The 13,789-nt window shown below is 69.6% G+C and carries 14 protein-coding genes; 10 read left to right on the plus strand and 4 right to left on the minus strand.

Translation table 11 applies throughout. The features are described 5' to 3' along the window. Window positions 1–5: 5 nt before the first annotated feature. The 7 genes from OG580_RS12520 to OG580_RS12550 all read left to right on the plus strand — a co-directional run bounded on the left by OG580_RS12520 (window position 6) and on the right by OG580_RS12550 (window position 8,445). Complete coding sequence (locus OG580_RS12520; RefSeq protein ID WP_267043746.1) at window positions 6–1,166, plus strand: acyl-CoA dehydrogenase family protein; 1,161 nt, start codon at window positions 6–8, stop codon at window positions 1,164–1,166. 164 nt (window positions 1,167–1,330) lie between these two features. Then, window positions 1,331–2,386, plus strand: a complete 1,056-nt coding sequence (locus OG580_RS12525; RefSeq protein WP_267043747.1) for an ABC transporter substrate-binding protein — start codon at window positions 1,331–1,333, stop codon at window positions 2,384–2,386. A 3-nt stretch (window positions 2,387–2,389) separates the two neighbouring features. Next, window positions 2,390–3,241 (plus strand): siderophore-interacting protein, encoded by an 852-nt coding sequence (locus OG580_RS12530; RefSeq protein WP_267043748.1) that lies wholly within the window; start codon window positions 2,390–2,392, stop codon window positions 3,239–3,241. A gap of 183 nt (window positions 3,242–3,424) precedes the next feature. Continuing rightward, window positions 3,425–4,864 carry an aspartate aminotransferase family protein gene (locus OG580_RS12535; protein WP_267043749.1) on the plus strand — a complete coding sequence of 480 codons (1,440 nt, stop codon included), beginning with the start codon at window positions 3,425–3,427 and terminating at the stop codon, window positions 4,862–4,864. After that, window positions 4,851–6,134, plus strand: coding sequence for a lysine N(6)-hydroxylase/L-ornithine N(5)-oxygenase family protein (locus OG580_RS12540; RefSeq protein ID WP_267043750.1), 1,284 nt, complete (start codon window positions 4,851–4,853; stop codon window positions 6,132–6,134). The genes OG580_RS12535 and OG580_RS12540 overlap by 14 nt, the downstream gene beginning before the upstream one ends. Next, a complete protein-coding gene (locus tag OG580_RS12545) occupies window positions 6,131–6,661 on the plus strand; it encodes a GNAT family N-acetyltransferase (protein WP_267043751.1) in 531 nt (176 codons plus the stop codon). Before OG580_RS12540 ends, OG580_RS12545 begins: the two co-directional genes overlap by 4 nt. Beyond that, complete coding sequence (locus OG580_RS12550; RefSeq protein WP_267043752.1) at window positions 6,658–8,445, plus strand: IucA/IucC family siderophore biosynthesis protein; 1,788 nt, start codon at window positions 6,658–6,660, stop codon at window positions 8,443–8,445. The genes OG580_RS12545 and OG580_RS12550 overlap by 4 nt, the downstream gene beginning before the upstream one ends. Window positions 8,446–8,557: 112 nt before the next feature. Here OG580_RS12550 and OG580_RS12555 read toward each other — a convergent pair whose 3' ends face one another. Both OG580_RS12555 and OG580_RS12560 read right to left on the minus strand, forming a co-directional pair. After that, window positions 8,558–8,953: an alcohol dehydrogenase catalytic domain-containing protein gene (locus tag OG580_RS12555; RefSeq protein ID WP_267043753.1), complete on the minus strand. Its 396-nt coding sequence runs from the start codon at window positions 8,951–8,953 to the stop codon at window positions 8,558–8,560. Between the two features lie 152 nt (window positions 8,954–9,105). After that, complete coding sequence (locus tag OG580_RS12560; protein WP_267043754.1) at window positions 9,106–9,504, minus strand: nuclear transport factor 2 family protein; 399 nt, start codon at window positions 9,502–9,504, stop codon at window positions 9,106–9,108. A gap of 96 nt (window positions 9,505–9,600) precedes the next feature. Here OG580_RS12560 and OG580_RS12565 point away from each other — a divergent pair, with 96 nt between their 5' ends. Beyond that, window positions 9,601–10,176 (plus strand): TetR/AcrR family transcriptional regulator, encoded by a 576-nt coding sequence (locus OG580_RS12565; RefSeq protein WP_267043755.1) that lies wholly within the window; start codon window positions 9,601–9,603, stop codon window positions 10,174–10,176. 219 nt (window positions 10,177–10,395) lie between these two features. Here the strand turns inward: OG580_RS12565 and OG580_RS12570 are convergent, their stop codons facing one another. Then, a complete protein-coding gene (locus OG580_RS12570; RefSeq protein WP_267043756.1) occupies window positions 10,396–10,812 on the minus strand; it encodes a hypothetical protein in 417 nt (138 codons plus the stop codon). Window positions 10,813–10,906: 94 nt separating this feature from the next. Here OG580_RS12570 and OG580_RS12575 point away from each other — a divergent pair, with 94 nt between their 5' ends. Both OG580_RS12575 and OG580_RS12580 read left to right on the plus strand, forming a co-directional pair. Next, window positions 10,907–11,746: a helix-turn-helix transcriptional regulator gene (locus tag OG580_RS12575; RefSeq protein ID WP_267043757.1), complete on the plus strand. Its 840-nt coding sequence runs from the start codon at window positions 10,907–10,909 to the stop codon at window positions 11,744–11,746. After that, window positions 11,743–11,952 carry a DUF397 domain-containing protein gene (locus OG580_RS12580; RefSeq protein ID WP_267043758.1) on the plus strand — a complete coding sequence of 70 codons (210 nt, stop codon included), beginning with the start codon at window positions 11,743–11,745 and terminating at the stop codon, window positions 11,950–11,952. Before OG580_RS12575 ends, OG580_RS12580 begins: the two co-directional genes overlap by 4 nt. 66 nt (window positions 11,953–12,018) lie before the next feature. Here OG580_RS12580 and OG580_RS12585 read toward each other — a convergent pair whose 3' ends face one another. Further along, window positions 12,019–13,632, minus strand: coding sequence for a beta-N-acetylhexosaminidase (locus OG580_RS12585; protein ID WP_267043759.1), 1,614 nt, complete (start codon window positions 13,630–13,632; stop codon window positions 12,019–12,021). Window positions 13,633–13,789 lie beyond the last annotated feature (157 nt).

Raw genomic sequence — 13,789 nt, forward strand, 5'->3', positions numbered from 1 at the left:
CAGTCATGTCGCTCGACCACCGGCTCTCCGAAGAGCACCAGGAACTCCGCCGTACCGTCGAGGCCTTCGCGCACGACGTCGTCGCCCCGAAGATCGGCGACTACTACGAGCGGCACGAATTCCCGTACGAGATCGTCCGCGAGATGGGCCGCATGGGCCTGTTCGGGCTGCCGTTCCCCGAGGAGTACGGCGGCATGGGCGGTGACTACCTCGCGCTCGGCATCGCCCTGGAGGAGCTCGCCCGGGTCGACTCCTCCGTCGCGATCACCCTGGAGGCGGGCGTCTCCCTCGGCGCCATGCCGGTCTTCCGCTTCGGCACGGAGGAGCAGAAGCGGGAGTGGCTGCCGCGGCTCTGCTCGGGCGAGATGCTCGGCGCCTTCGGCCTGACCGAGCCGGGCGCGGGCAGCGACGCCGGCGGCACCCGCACGACCGCCGTCCGCGACGGCGACCACTGGGTCATCAACGGCTCGAAGTGCTTCATCACCAACTCCGGTACGGACATCACGGGTCTGGTCACGGTCACGGCGGTCACCGGCCGCAAGCCCGACGGCCGCCCGCTGATCTCCTCGATCATCGTCCCCTCGGGCACGCCGGGCTTCACGGTCGCCGCCCCGTACTCCAAGGTCGGCTGGAACGCCTCGGACACCCGGGAGCTCTCCTTCGACGACGTCCGCGTCCCGGTGGAGAACCTGCTCGGCGAAGAGGGCCGCGGCTACGCGCAGTTCCTGCGGATCCTGGACGAGGGCCGGGTCGCGATCGCGGCGCTGGGGACCGGTCTCGCGCAGGGCTGTGTGGACGAGTCGGTGAAGTACGCGCACGAGCGCCACGCCTTCGGCCGCCCGATCGCCGACAACCAGGCCATCCAGTTCAAGATCGCCGACATGGAGACGAAGGCTCACATGTCCCGGATCGGCTGGCGTGACGCGGCCTCACGGCTGGTCATGGGCGAGCCGTTCAAGAAGGAGGCGGCGATCGCGAAGCTGTACTCCTCCACGGTGGCGGTGGACAACGCCCGTGAGGCGACCCAGATCCACGGCGGCTACGGCTTCATGAACGAGTACCCGGTGGCCCGCATGTGGCGCGACTCGAAGATCCTGGAGATCGGCGAGGGCACCAGCGAGGTCCAGCGGATGCTGATCGCCCGGGAGTTGGGCCTCCCGGCCTGATCCCCCGCGTCCCCTTCGGAGCCCGTCGTCCCCCTCGGGGGCGGCGGGCTCCGGCGTGTGATCCACGCCTCGTGACCCCACCCCTACTGATCGACATTTGGTTAGGCTAACCTACCTTCGACTTACCCCGGCCGACACCGGCTCGTACCGAAAGCGACTCCGCCATGCCCAGCAACGCCCGCGTCACCCGTCTCACCCGTCGCGGCCTGCTGGCCGCGGGCGGCGCACTCGGACTCGGTGCCGCGCTCGCCGCCTGCGGCAGCGACACCAAGAAGGACGGCGGCTCCACCGCCCCCTCCGCCGCGGCGAAGTCCGGCTCCTGGGAGTTCAAGGACGACCGCGGTCTGGCCGTGAAGGCGAAGTCCACCCCGAAGCGGATCGTCGCCTTCACCGGCACGGCCGCCGCCCTGCACGACTTCGGCGTCGAGGTCGTCGGCGTCTTCGGCCCGACCTACGTCGAGGACCCGAAGACCAAGGAGAAGAAGCCGGACGTCCAGGCGGGCGACCTCGACATCACCAAGGTCAAGGTCATCGGCAACGTCTGGGGCGAGTTCAAGATCGAGGAGTACCTCAAGCTCAACCCCGAGGTCCTCATCACGGACATGTGGGAGAAGAACGACCTCTGGTACGTCCCGGCGGAGCAGAAGGACAAGATCCTCAAGATCGCCCCGAGCGTCGCCCTGTGGGCCGCGGACCTGTCGATGCCGGCCGTCCTCCAGCGCCACGCCGACCTCGCCGCCTCGCTCGGCGCCGACGTCCAGACGGCCGCGATCAAGGCCGACAAGACCCGCTTCGAGGCCGCCGCCGAGCGCGTCCGCAAGGCCGCCCAGGGCAAGAAGGACATCAAGGTCCTGATCGGCTCGGGCTCCCCCGACCTGTTCTACGTCTCCACCCCGGTCCGCCCGACCGACACGCTCTTCTTCAAGGAGCTCGGCGTCAACCTGGTCGTCCCGACCAAGCTGGACCAGGGAGGCTGGTTCGAGGGCCTCAGCTGGGAGAACGTCGACAAGTACCAGGCCGACGTCATCATGCTCGACAACCGCACCGGCACCCTCCAGCCGGAGCAGCTGAAGGCCAAGCCGACCTGGGCCGCGCTGCCCGCCGTCAAGGCCGGCCAGGTCATCCCGCGCGTGACCGAGCCCATCTACTCCTACGCCAAGTGCGCCCCGCTCCTGGAGGACCTGGCGAAGGCCCTGGAGAACGCGAAGAAGGTGTCCTGACCCATGACGACCGCCGAGACCGCCCCGTTCCAGTTCTTCTCCCTCCAGGTCGACCGGACGCGGCGGCTCGGCCCGTCCCTGGTCCGCGTCACCTTCGTCGGCGAGGACCTGAAGAGGTTCGCCGCCGGGGGCCGCGACCAGTCGCTCTCCCTCTTCCTGCCGCACCCCGGCCAGGAGGCGCCCGTCCTGCCGCCGCTCGACAACCCGGACATGTACGCGATCCTGGGCGCGTGGCGGGCGATGCCGGACGACGAGCGGGCCGTGATGCGCTCGTACACGGTCCGCGAGCAGCGCACGGAACCCACGCCCGAGGTCGACATCGACTTCGCGATCCACGAGGACGGCGGCCCCGCCTGCCGCTGGGCCGCGCGCGCCGAGCCGGGTGACCGCGTGGTCGTCCTCGGTCCGGCGGTCGCCGCGAACACGGGCGTCCGCTTCCAGCTGCCCGAGGACGCCGACTCCGTACTGATCTGGGCGGACGAGACGGCCCTGCCGGCCGCCTCGGCGATCCTGGAGTGGCTGCCGGCGGAGACCCGCGCGCAGGTGTTCCTCGAAGTGCCGTACTCCGGCGACCGCATGGACCTCGTGACCGAGGCGGACGCCACGGTCACCTGGCTCGTACGGGAGGAGGGGGCGCCGTCCGCCGTCGACGCGGTACGCGGTGCCGAGCTGCCCGGCGAGGCTCCGTACGTCTGGATCGCGGGCGAGTCCGGCGCGGTGAAGGCGCTGCGCCGCCACTTCGTGCGCGAGCGCGCACTCGACCGCCGCCGGGTGACGTTCGTGGGCTACTGGCGCAAGGGTCTTTCGGAGGACGCCCTGCGCGAGGTGCCGGACGAGACGCAGGAAGACGCGTAACTCCGCGCGCAACTCCTCGCCCGGCCCTTCCCTCACCCTTCGCTCGGCCCTTCGCTCCACCGGCTCTTCACGCAATGGCCCCCCAATTCTTCGGAATCGGGGGGCCATTGCACTGCAAAATTAGGTTAGGCTAACCTTACTTCTGCACGCCGTCCTCAGCGTTCCTCCCGAAAGGGCCCCCACATGCGCTCCCACCTGCTCAACGACGCCACGGCGGAGAGCTATCGACGCTCCGTCACCGAAGGAGTCGAGCGGGTGGCGGACAAACTCGCCTCGACGCGCCGCCCGTTCACCGGTGTCACCCCCGCCGAGCTGGCCCCCGTCATCGACGCCGTCGACCTCGACCGGCCGCTCGGCGACTCCTCCGCGGCCCTCGACGAGCTCGAGAACGTCTACCTCCGCGACGCCGTCTACTTCCACCACCCCCGCTACCTGGGCCACCTCAACTGCCCGGTCGTCATCCCCGCCGTCCTCGGCGAGGCCGTCCTCTCGGCCGTCAACTCCTCCCTCGACACCTGGGACCAGAGCGCCGGCGCCACCCTCATCGAGCGGAAGCTCATCGACTGGACGACCGGCCGGATCGGCCTCGGCCCCGCCGCCGACGGCGTGTTCACCAGCGGCGGCACGCAGTCCAACCTCCAGGCGCTGCTCCTCGCCCGCGAGGAGGCCAAGACGGACGACCTGTCCAAGCTCCGCATCTTCTCCTCCGAGTGCAGCCACTTCAGCGTCCAGAAGTCGGCCACCCTCCTCGGTCTCGGCGCCGACGCCGTCGTCTCCATCCCGGTCGACCGGACCAAGCGCCTGCAGTCCGTCGTCCTCGCCGCCGAGCTGGAGGCCTGCCGCGCCGAGGGCCTCGTCCCCATGGCGATCGTCGCCACCGCCGGCACCACCGACTTCGGCTCCATCGACCCGCTGCCCGAGATCGCGGCCCTCGCCGACGAGTACGGCGCCTGGATGCACGTCGACGCGGCCTACGGCTGCGGACTGCTCACCTCCCGCACCCGCCGCCACCTCCTGGACGGCATCGAGCGGGCCGACTCGGTCACCGTCGACTACCACAAGTCCTTCTTCCAGCCGGTGAGTTCCTCCGCCCTCCTGGTCCGCGACGGCGCCACCCTGCGCCACGCGACGTACCACGCGGACTACCTCAACCCCCGTCGCACGGTCGCCGAGCAGATTCCGAACCAGGTCGACAAGTCGCTCCAGACGACTCGCCGCTTCGACGCGCTCAAGCTCTGGATGACCCTGCGCGTGATGGGCGCCGACGGCATCGGCGAGCTCTTCGACGAGGTCTGCGACCTGGCCCGCGAGGGCTTCGCGCTGCTCGCCGCCGACCCGCGCTACGACGTCGTGGTCGAGCCGCAGCTCTCCACCCTCGTCTACCGCTACATCCCCGAGGCCGTCACCTCGCCCGCCGAGATCGACCGGGCCAACCTCTACGCCCGCAAGGCCCTGTTCGCCTCCGGCGAGGCCGTCGTCGCGGGCACCACGGTCGACGGCCGCCAGTACCTGAAGTTCACCCTGCTCAACCCCGAGACGACCGCGGCCGACATCGCCGCCGTCCTCGACCTGATAGCCGGCCACGCCGAGCAGTACCTGGGAGAGACCCTTGTCCACGCCTGAGACGCCCGAGACGTACGACTTCATCGGCATCGGGCTCGGCCCGTTCAACCTCGGACTCGCCTGCCTGGCCGAGCCCATCGACCACCTCGACGGTCTCTTCCTGGAGTCCAAGCCGGACTTCGAGTGGCACTCGGGCATGTTCCTCGAAGGCGCCCACCTGCAGACGCCGTTCATGTCGGACCTGGTCACCATGGCCGACCCGACGTCCGCGTTCTCCTTCCTCAACTACCTGAAGGAGAAGGGCCGGCTCTACTCGTTCTACATCCGCGAGAACTTCTACCCGCTGCGGACCGAGTACAACGACTACTGCCGCTGGGCCGCCGGGAAGCTCACCTCCGTCCGCTGGTCCACGACGGTCGCCTCCGTCGCGTACGACGAGAACACCGAGGTGTACGTCGTCACCACCGAGTCCGGCGAGACCTTCCGCGCCCGCCGGCTCGTCCTCGGCACCGGCACCCCGCCGTACGTCCCCGAGACCTGCCAGGACCTCGGCGGCGACCTGATCCACAACTCGCGCTACCTCCCGAACAAGGAGGAGCTCCAGAAGAAGAAGTCGATCACCCTGGTCGGCAGCGGCCAGAGCGCGGCGGAGATCTACTACGACCTGCTCTCCGAGATCGACGTCCACGGCTACAAGCTCAACTGGGTGACCCGCTCCCCCCGCTTCTTCCCGCTCGAATACACCAAGCTCACCCTGGAGATGACCTCCCCCGAGTACGTGGACTACTTCCACGCGCTCCCCGAGCAGACCCGCTACCGCCTGGAGACCCAGCAGAAGGGCCTCTTCAAGGGCATCGACGGCGAGCTCATCGACGCCATCTTCGACCTGCTCTACCAGAAGAACCTGAACGGCCCCGTCCCCACCCGGCTGCTCACCAACTCCGCGCTCCACGCCGCCGCGTACGACGACACCACCGGCACGTACACGCTCGGCTTCCGCCAGGAGGAGCAGGACAAGGACTTCACCCTGGAGACCGAGGGCCTGATCCTCGCCACCGGCTACAAGTACGCCGTCCCCGCCTTCCTGGAGCCGGTCCGCGACCGCTTCAACTGGGACGCCCAGGGCCGCTTCGACGTGGCCCGCAACTACTCGATCGACACGACGGGCCGCGGGGTCTTCCTGCAGAACGCCTCCGTGCACACCCACTCGATCACCTCGCCCGACCTGGGCATGGGGGCGTATCGCAACGCGTACATCATCGGGGAGATGCTGGGCTCCGAGTACTACCCCGTAGAGAAGACCATCGCTTTCCAGGAGTTCGCCGCATGACCGTCCGCTTCCGCCCGCTCGATCCCCTCAAGGACGCGGAGCTGATCCACCCCTGGGTCACCCACCCCAAGGCCGCCTTCTGGATGATGCAGGACGCGAAACTGGAGGACGTCGAGCGCGAGTACACGGGCTTCGCCGCCAACCCGCACCACCAGGCCTTCATCGGCCTGGTCGACGAGGTCCCCGCCATCCTCATGGAGCGCTACGACCCGTCCCAGCTGGAGCTGGTCGGCCTCTACGACCCGCTCCCCGGCGACGTCGGCATGCACTTCCTCGTGGCCCCGAGCGACACCCCGGTGCACGGCTTCACCCGCCGCGTGATCACCGCCGTGATGGCGGAGCTCTTCGCCGACCCGGCGACCGCCCGCGTGGTCGTCGAGCCCGACGTGGCCAACAAGGCCGTCCACGCGCTCAACGAGGCCGTCGGCTTCGTCCCGGAGCGCGAGATCCGGAAGCCGGAGAAGAAGGCGCTGCTGAGCTTCTGCACCCGGGAGCAGTTCGAGGCGGCCGTGGCGGTGTCGATATGAGCACGACCGACCGTGTCGACCCCGTCGCCCACCTCACCCCCGAGCGCTGGGCCGACGCCAACCGCGCGCTGATCCGCAAGGGCCTCGCCGAGTTCGCCCACGAGCGGCTCCTCGACCCGCAGGAGTTGGGCGAGAGCCGCTACAAGGTCCTCGCCGACGACGGCACGACCGAGTACCGCTTCACGGCGGACCGGTTCGCGCTCGACCACTGGCAGGTCTACCCCGAGTCGATCAGCCGCCACCGCGGTGACGAGCAGCTCCCGCTGGACGCGCTGCAGTTCATCACCGAGCTGCGCGGCGCCCTCGGCCTCAGCGACGAGATCCTGCCGGTCTACCTGGAGGAGATCTCCTCCACCCTCGCCGGTACGGCCTACAAGGCGACCAAGCCGCCCGTCACCTCCGCCGAGCTGGCGCAGGCCGGCTTCCAGGCGATCGAGACCGGGATGACCGAGGGCCACCCCTGCTTCGTCGCCAACAACGGCCGGCTCGGCTTCGGCGTCGACGAGTTCCGTGCGTACGCCCCCGAGGCCGCGAGCGACATCCACCTGATCTGGCTGGCCGCGCACCGCGACCGCGCCGCGTTCACGGCGGGTGCGGACATCGCGTACGAGACGTTCATCCGCGCCGAGCTGGGCGACGCGACGGTGGACGCCTTCGCCGCGACCCTGGCGTCCCGGGGCCTGAACCCGACCGACTACCTCCTCATGCCGTGCCACCCCTGGCAGTGGTGGAACAAGCTGTCCGTCACCTTCGCGGCCGAGGTGGCGCAGCAGCGCCTCGTCTACCTGGGCGAGGGCGACGACACGTACCTGGCGCAGCAGTCGATCCGTACCTTCTTCAACACCTCGGACCCGGCCAAGCACTACGTGAAGACGGCCCTCTCGGTCCTCAACATGGGCTTCATGCGGGGCCTGTCGGCCGCGTACATGGAGGCGACGCCGGCCATCAACGACTGGCTGCACACCCTGATCGAGTCGGACCCGACCTTCAAGGCGGCCGACTTCTCGATCATCCGGGAGCGGGCGGCGGTCGGCTACCGGCACATGGAGTACGAGGCGGCGACCGACCGCTACTCCCCGTACCGCAAGATGCTGGCCGCGCTCTGGCGCGAGTCGCCGGTCCCGACCCTCGCCGAGGGCGAGCGCCTGGCGACGATGGCCTCCCTCCTCCACGTGGACCACGCGGGCGCGTCCTTCGCGGGCGCCCTGATCAAGGAGTCGGGCGTCGAACCGACGGTCTGGCTCCGCCGGTACCTGGACGCCTACCTCCTCCCGGTCCTGCACAGCTTCTACGCCTACGACCTGGCGTTCATGCCGCACGGCGAGAACGTGATCCTCGTCCTCGACGAGCAGGGCGGGGTCTCCCGCGCGATCTTCAAGGACATCGCCGAGGAGATCGTCGTCATGGACCCGACGGCGGTCCTGCCGCCGGCGGTGGAGCGGGTCCGCGCGGAGGTCCCCGAGGACATGAAGCTCCTCTCGGTCTTCACGGACGTCTTCGACTGCTTCTTCCGCTTCCTGGCGGCGACGCTGGCGACGGAGGGCGTCCTGGACGAGGAGGCCTTCTGGCGGACGGTCGCGGAATGCGTCCACGGCTACCAGTCCGCGAAGCCGGAACTGGCGGACCGCTTCGCGCAGTACGACATGTTCGAGGAGACCTTCGCCCTGTCGGCCCTCAACCGCCTCCAGCTCCGCAACAACAAGCAGATGGTCGACCTGGCGGACCCGTCGGCGGCCCTCCAGCTCGTCGGCGACCTGGTGAACCCGATAGCCCGCTTCGCCTGACGCCTCCCCGAACCGATGTGAGCCCCGCCGGAGTACGGTCCTCCGCCGGGGCTCACATCTCATGGGAATGGTTTGCCAGGAGTGACGGGAGGGACAGGCCGCCCTCGCGCGGTCACAGCGGCGCATGTGCCACTTTGCTCGACTGCCCGGGGCGCAGGCCGTGACCGTCACCGGTCAGGGCGTTCCATGCGGTGACCGCGGCACAGGGCAGTGTCACGGCTTCCTCGAAGGACAGGTGCACGTGCACCAGGGCGGTCTCGTCGACCAGGGCGAGCTCGGTGAGCATGCCGTCCAGCGAGCCTCCGAGTTGCGGCAGGTGCCGGAGGCCGAACGGGCCGTCCTGCCAGCTCGGGAAGACGGTACCGGCCACTCGCTCTCCGACCCGCACAGCCGTGACGCCAGGGCCGAGCGCGACCACCTGGCCGGCTCCGTCCGCCACGGGGACGACATCGGGTTCGACCGGAAGGACGTAGTCGCCGCGCAGCACCATCAGGTCGCGGTAACTCAAGGCGGCGGCCCGAATCGCGACCAGGACCCGGCCCGGGCCGGGGACGGGTCCTCGTGCTCGCGGATCGCCAGACCGTCGATCCCGGCGCCACTGTCGACGTGGTAACTACGCATGGAGTTCCACCCCTTCCTCGCGTCCCGCTCCGCCGCCTCTCACTCGCCCCCGCCCGCCTCTGCGGCCAACGGGACTTCACCGGCGGTCTTGCTGTAGCCGAGGGCCTCCACGATCCGGCCCCCCTCGACGCGCATGAGGTTCACGCCGCGCACGGATGCGCTGGGGTCGTCGCCGAAGCGGTAGCGCCAGCGGATCGTCGCCCGGTCGCCCGCGACGGCGACGTCCTCGGTCGTGAACTGGGTGGTGCGGTCTGCTGCGAGCGCCCGCCAGAAGGCGAGACACGCGTCCCGCCCTTCGTAGCGCTCACCGTCCGGCGCCGGCTGGATCGCCTCCATGACACAGCCCTCGCCCACCAGGTCGTCGAGAGCGTCGGGCTCGTGGTGGGCGAACGCGTGGTTGAACCGGTCGATGACAGCGGCGGTCGTGCGAGGCGGCATAGCCACTCCTTCGATAGATAGATAGATAGAACGATCGGTCTATCCGGACCGTATAGACCGATTGATCTACCGGTCAACCCCTGGCAGGCTGGCGCCATGAGCACCAGCACGAAGCCAGGACCACGCGAGCGCCTACTGGAGGCAGCAAAAGAACTGACCTACAGCCATGGCGTCGGAGTGGGCGTGGACGCCTTGCTCAAGAACGCGAACGTGGCCCGCCGGTCCCTCTACGAGCACTTCGGCGGAAAGGACGGCCTGATCACGGAGGTCCTGCGGCGCAGCACCGCCGAAGACGAGGCCGGCTATGAGCAGACCATGCGCGCGGCGGGCGACGATCCGCGCGAACGCCTACTGGCGGTCTTCGACAAGCTCGCCACGATCATCGCCGAGCCGGACTTCCGAGGCTGCCGCTATCTCGCCGCCGACCTCGCCCTGGCCGACCCCGACCATCCGGGACACGCCATCACCCGCCACTACCGTGAGCGCGTGAGCCGACTCCTGGCAGGTGAACTCGCCAGACTCGGCCATCCACGACCCGCCCACGCCGGCGACCAGCTCCTGCTGCTCATCGACGGCGTCATGGCGGCGGGAGCGACCCGTCCCGACACCAACCCTGCCGCATCCGCGCGGGAACTCGCCGAGCAGATCCTCGCGCAGCACGTCACCGAGTGACGGCCACGGCGCGGCGCCTCACCGGGGGCCGGCCACAAGAGCGACGTACTCGACCGTGACGGCAAAGGTGTCGCGCCCCGGCGGCGACGGCGTGCGCCAGGCATTCGACGTTCACGCCCGGGGGTTCAGGCGTCGGCTGCGCCTCCCCTACGCAGCCGCCATCCATGCAGCACGCCGTCGCGACCGCCTCCCCCTGCGGGTGCGGCCCCATCCGACGCGTCACGGCTTCACGATCCTCATCTTCGGCGGGTCGTGCGGGTGGTTACGGATCTCCACCACGCAGTCCACGGCGGCGGATTCGTCGCGCTGCGGCCCCGTACCCATGTAGCGGTCGAACCACCGCACCAGGTACGCGCACGGCGTGCAGTCCGGAACCGGCTCGGGCCGGGGCCGGAGCCCGTGGTCGGCGGAGAGGACGAGGGCGGGAGGTACGGGGGTGGTGAGGGTACGGATGCGCGACCACTCGCCCTCGGTCGGCGCACGCAGGTCCTCGGGCGACGCGGCCCACTCCGCACCGCCGCCCGGCGGGCGCAGGTAGACACTCCCGGCCTGACTGCGCGACACCCTGCCGAGCCGGGTCGTTCCGTTGCCGGTATCGGCCACGTACGCGCCGGCGGCGGGTTGATGCACGGACATGGTCACTCCTCTCCGTAGCGGATCCACTACCAGGGGTCGTCAGCGTGGCGTAGAGTCGAGAACCCTTCAACTGGGCACTTCCGAAGGAAGAGTTGTGGTCAATCGCAAGGAATTACGCCCGGAGGACAGTCCACACGCGGCCTACGGCGCACATCTACGCAGGCTGCGGGAGCGCCGAGGTTGGACCCAGGACGACCTGGCGGCGCAGACGAGCTATTCCAGTCAGCACATCTCGGCGGTGGAAACTGCTCGGAAACCGCCGACCCTTCCGTTCTCGCGGGAGGCCGATCAGGCTCTCGGGACGGCCGGGACGGCCGACTCGCTCGAACGCCTGTGGAACGAGATGCGATACGGCAGCCTGCGGGAGGGCTTCCCGGAGTACGTCGGGTACGAAGGGCGTGCCGTTGAGATCCGGTCGTTCCACATCGGGATCATTCCAGGGCTGTTGCAGACGCCGGAGTACGCGCAGGCGCTCGCCAACGGCGATGTGCGGCGAGGCTCCATCACGCAACAACAGGCCGACGAACGCGTCGCGTTCCTCATGGGACGGCAGGCGGCGTTGGTGCGGGACCGCCCTCCCATGCTGCTCGTGGTGATGGACGAGAGCTGCATCCGCCGCCCGGTCGGTGGATCTGCGGTCATGGAGGCGCAGTTGGATCGGCTGGTCAAGTTCGCCGAGCTTCCGAATAGCGTGCTTCAGGTGACGCCGTACGAGATAGGCGAGCGCCGCCCGTTCGATCTGCCGGTCAATCTACTCACTCTGGCCGACCGTTCGATGGTCGCGTACGCCGAGACGCATATGCGGGGATATGTGGACCGTGAGCGCACCGCCGCGGTGTCCATCCTGACGGCCTACCATCAACTCCAGGCCGAATGCCTCTCTCAGGCAGACTCCGTGGCCTTGATCGTGCAGGCACGAAAGGGCATGTCGTGACGACCTCTTCCCCCCGTTGGTACAAGTCCTCCTACAGCTCCGGCGGCGGCGAGTGCGTCGAGGTCGCCACCAATCTCGTCACCCCCCACGGCATCGTCCCCGTCCGTGACTCCAAGCGGCCCACCGGCCCCACCCTCAACCTGCCCGCCACCGCGTTCGCCGCCTTCGTGGCCGGTGTCAAGGACGGCGGGTTCGGCGGCGCCTGACCTCCCCACGCACACGGAACGCCCGGCCAGGTCTCCCCGGCCGGGCGTTCCGCGCGTGCGGACCGGCTACTCGCCCGGCCAGGGCACCTGCGGTGAGCGGTAGTAGTCGATGCCCAGTGCGGCGAAGCGGGGGGCCTGTTCCGCGAGGCGGACCTTGTACGTGTCCCAGTCGTGGGTGGACGCCGGGGACCAGCCCAGTTCCGCGAGGCCCGGCAGGCGCGGGAAGGCCATCACGTCGAGGTCGTCCGTGGTGGACAGGGTCTCCGTCCACAGCGGTGCCTCGACGCCGCGGACGGCGCTCTCGGGCGCGCCCGGGAGGTAGGTCGCGGGGTCCCAGTCGTACGACCTCCGGACCTCGACGTAGCCGGCCCAGGTGAGGCCGAGCGTGGTGTCGTTCGCGTACTTCATGTCGAGGTAGGCGCGGTCGGCGGGCGAGAGGATCAGGCCGGTGCCGTTCCGTGCGGCGGCGGCGACCCGCTCCTTCTCGGCGGCGGGGGTGCGGTCCAGGCCCCAGTACTGGACGAGGGCGTCCTTCGCGGGCGTGGCGCCGGTCAGCTGGTGCCAGCCGACGACCGTCTTGCCGTACTTGGCGACGACCGGCTGCACCTTGTCCATGAAGGTCACGTAGTCGGCGTGGCTGGTGGAGTGGGCCTCGTCGCCGCCGATGTGGAGGTAGCGGCCGGGGGTGAGCTCGGCGATCTCGCGGATCACGTCGTCGACGAAGTCGTACGTGACGGCCTTGGGTACGCACAGGGAGCTCTTGCCGACCTTGACGCCGGTGTAGAGGGGCGGGGCGATGCCGTCGCAGTTGAGCTCGGGGTAGGAGGAGAGGGCCGCGAAGGTGTGGCCCGGCATGTCGATCTCGGGGATGACCTCCTGGTAGCGGGAGGCCGCGTACCGGACGATCTCCTTGTACTGGGCCTTCGTGTAGAAGCCGCCGGGGGTGCCTCCGACCTCGGTGGAACCGCCGTGGGTGGTGAGCCGGGGCCAGGAGTCGACGGCGATGCGCCAGCCCTGGTCGTCGGAGAGGTGCAGGTGGAGCGTGTTGATCTTGTAGAGGGCGAGCTGGTCGATGTAGCGCTTCACCTCGTCGACGGTGAAGAAGTGACGGGAGACGTCGAGCATCGCGCCCCGGTAGGCGTAGCGCGGGGTGTCGGTGATGGTGCCGCCGGCGATGTTCCAGGGGCCGGGCTGGACGGAGTCGTGCTCGACGGCGGAGGGCAGCTGCTGGCGCAGGGTCTGGACGCCGCGGAAGAGGCCGGCGGGTTCGCGGGCGGTGAGGGTGACGCCTTCGGGTGCGGAGTGGAGCCGGTACCCCTCGTCGCCGAGTGCGCCGTCGTCGGGGTCGAGCCGGAGCCGGACGCCGCCGTCGGCGGCCTCCTCGTCGACGACGGGCAGCGGGAAGCCGGTGGCGGGGCGGAGGAGTCCGGCAAGGTAGCGGCCGACCGCCTTGGACGCGCGGGAGCTCGTGTCGACGCCGATGCGGGTGTCACGGGTGAGGGCGTACGGCTCGCCCTCGGGGGTGACGGAGGCGGGTACGGGCACGATGCGGCCGAGGGGGCGGACCTCGGGTTCGGCGCCGGCGCCGCTGTCGGCGCTGGCCTCGCCGCAGCCCACCCCGGCGGCGGCGACCAGGAGGAGCGATCCGATCAGGTGCGGAATCCTTCGGCGCTGACTCACGGGCATGGTCCCCTTCGGGTCGTCACGGCGTCGTTCTGTCGTTCTGCCGCTCTGCCGTTCTGTATATCCAGTCGACCACCATGCGTACCGCCACCCTTCGGGGTCAAGGTCTGGACCAATCCGCCGGTTTTTCGTGATGATCATGAAGACCTTGCCC

It is taken from the genome of Streptomyces sp. NBC_00094, assembly GCF_026343125.1.
Taxonomy (GTDB): Bacteria; Actinomycetota; Actinomycetes; order Streptomycetales; family Streptomycetaceae; genus Streptomyces.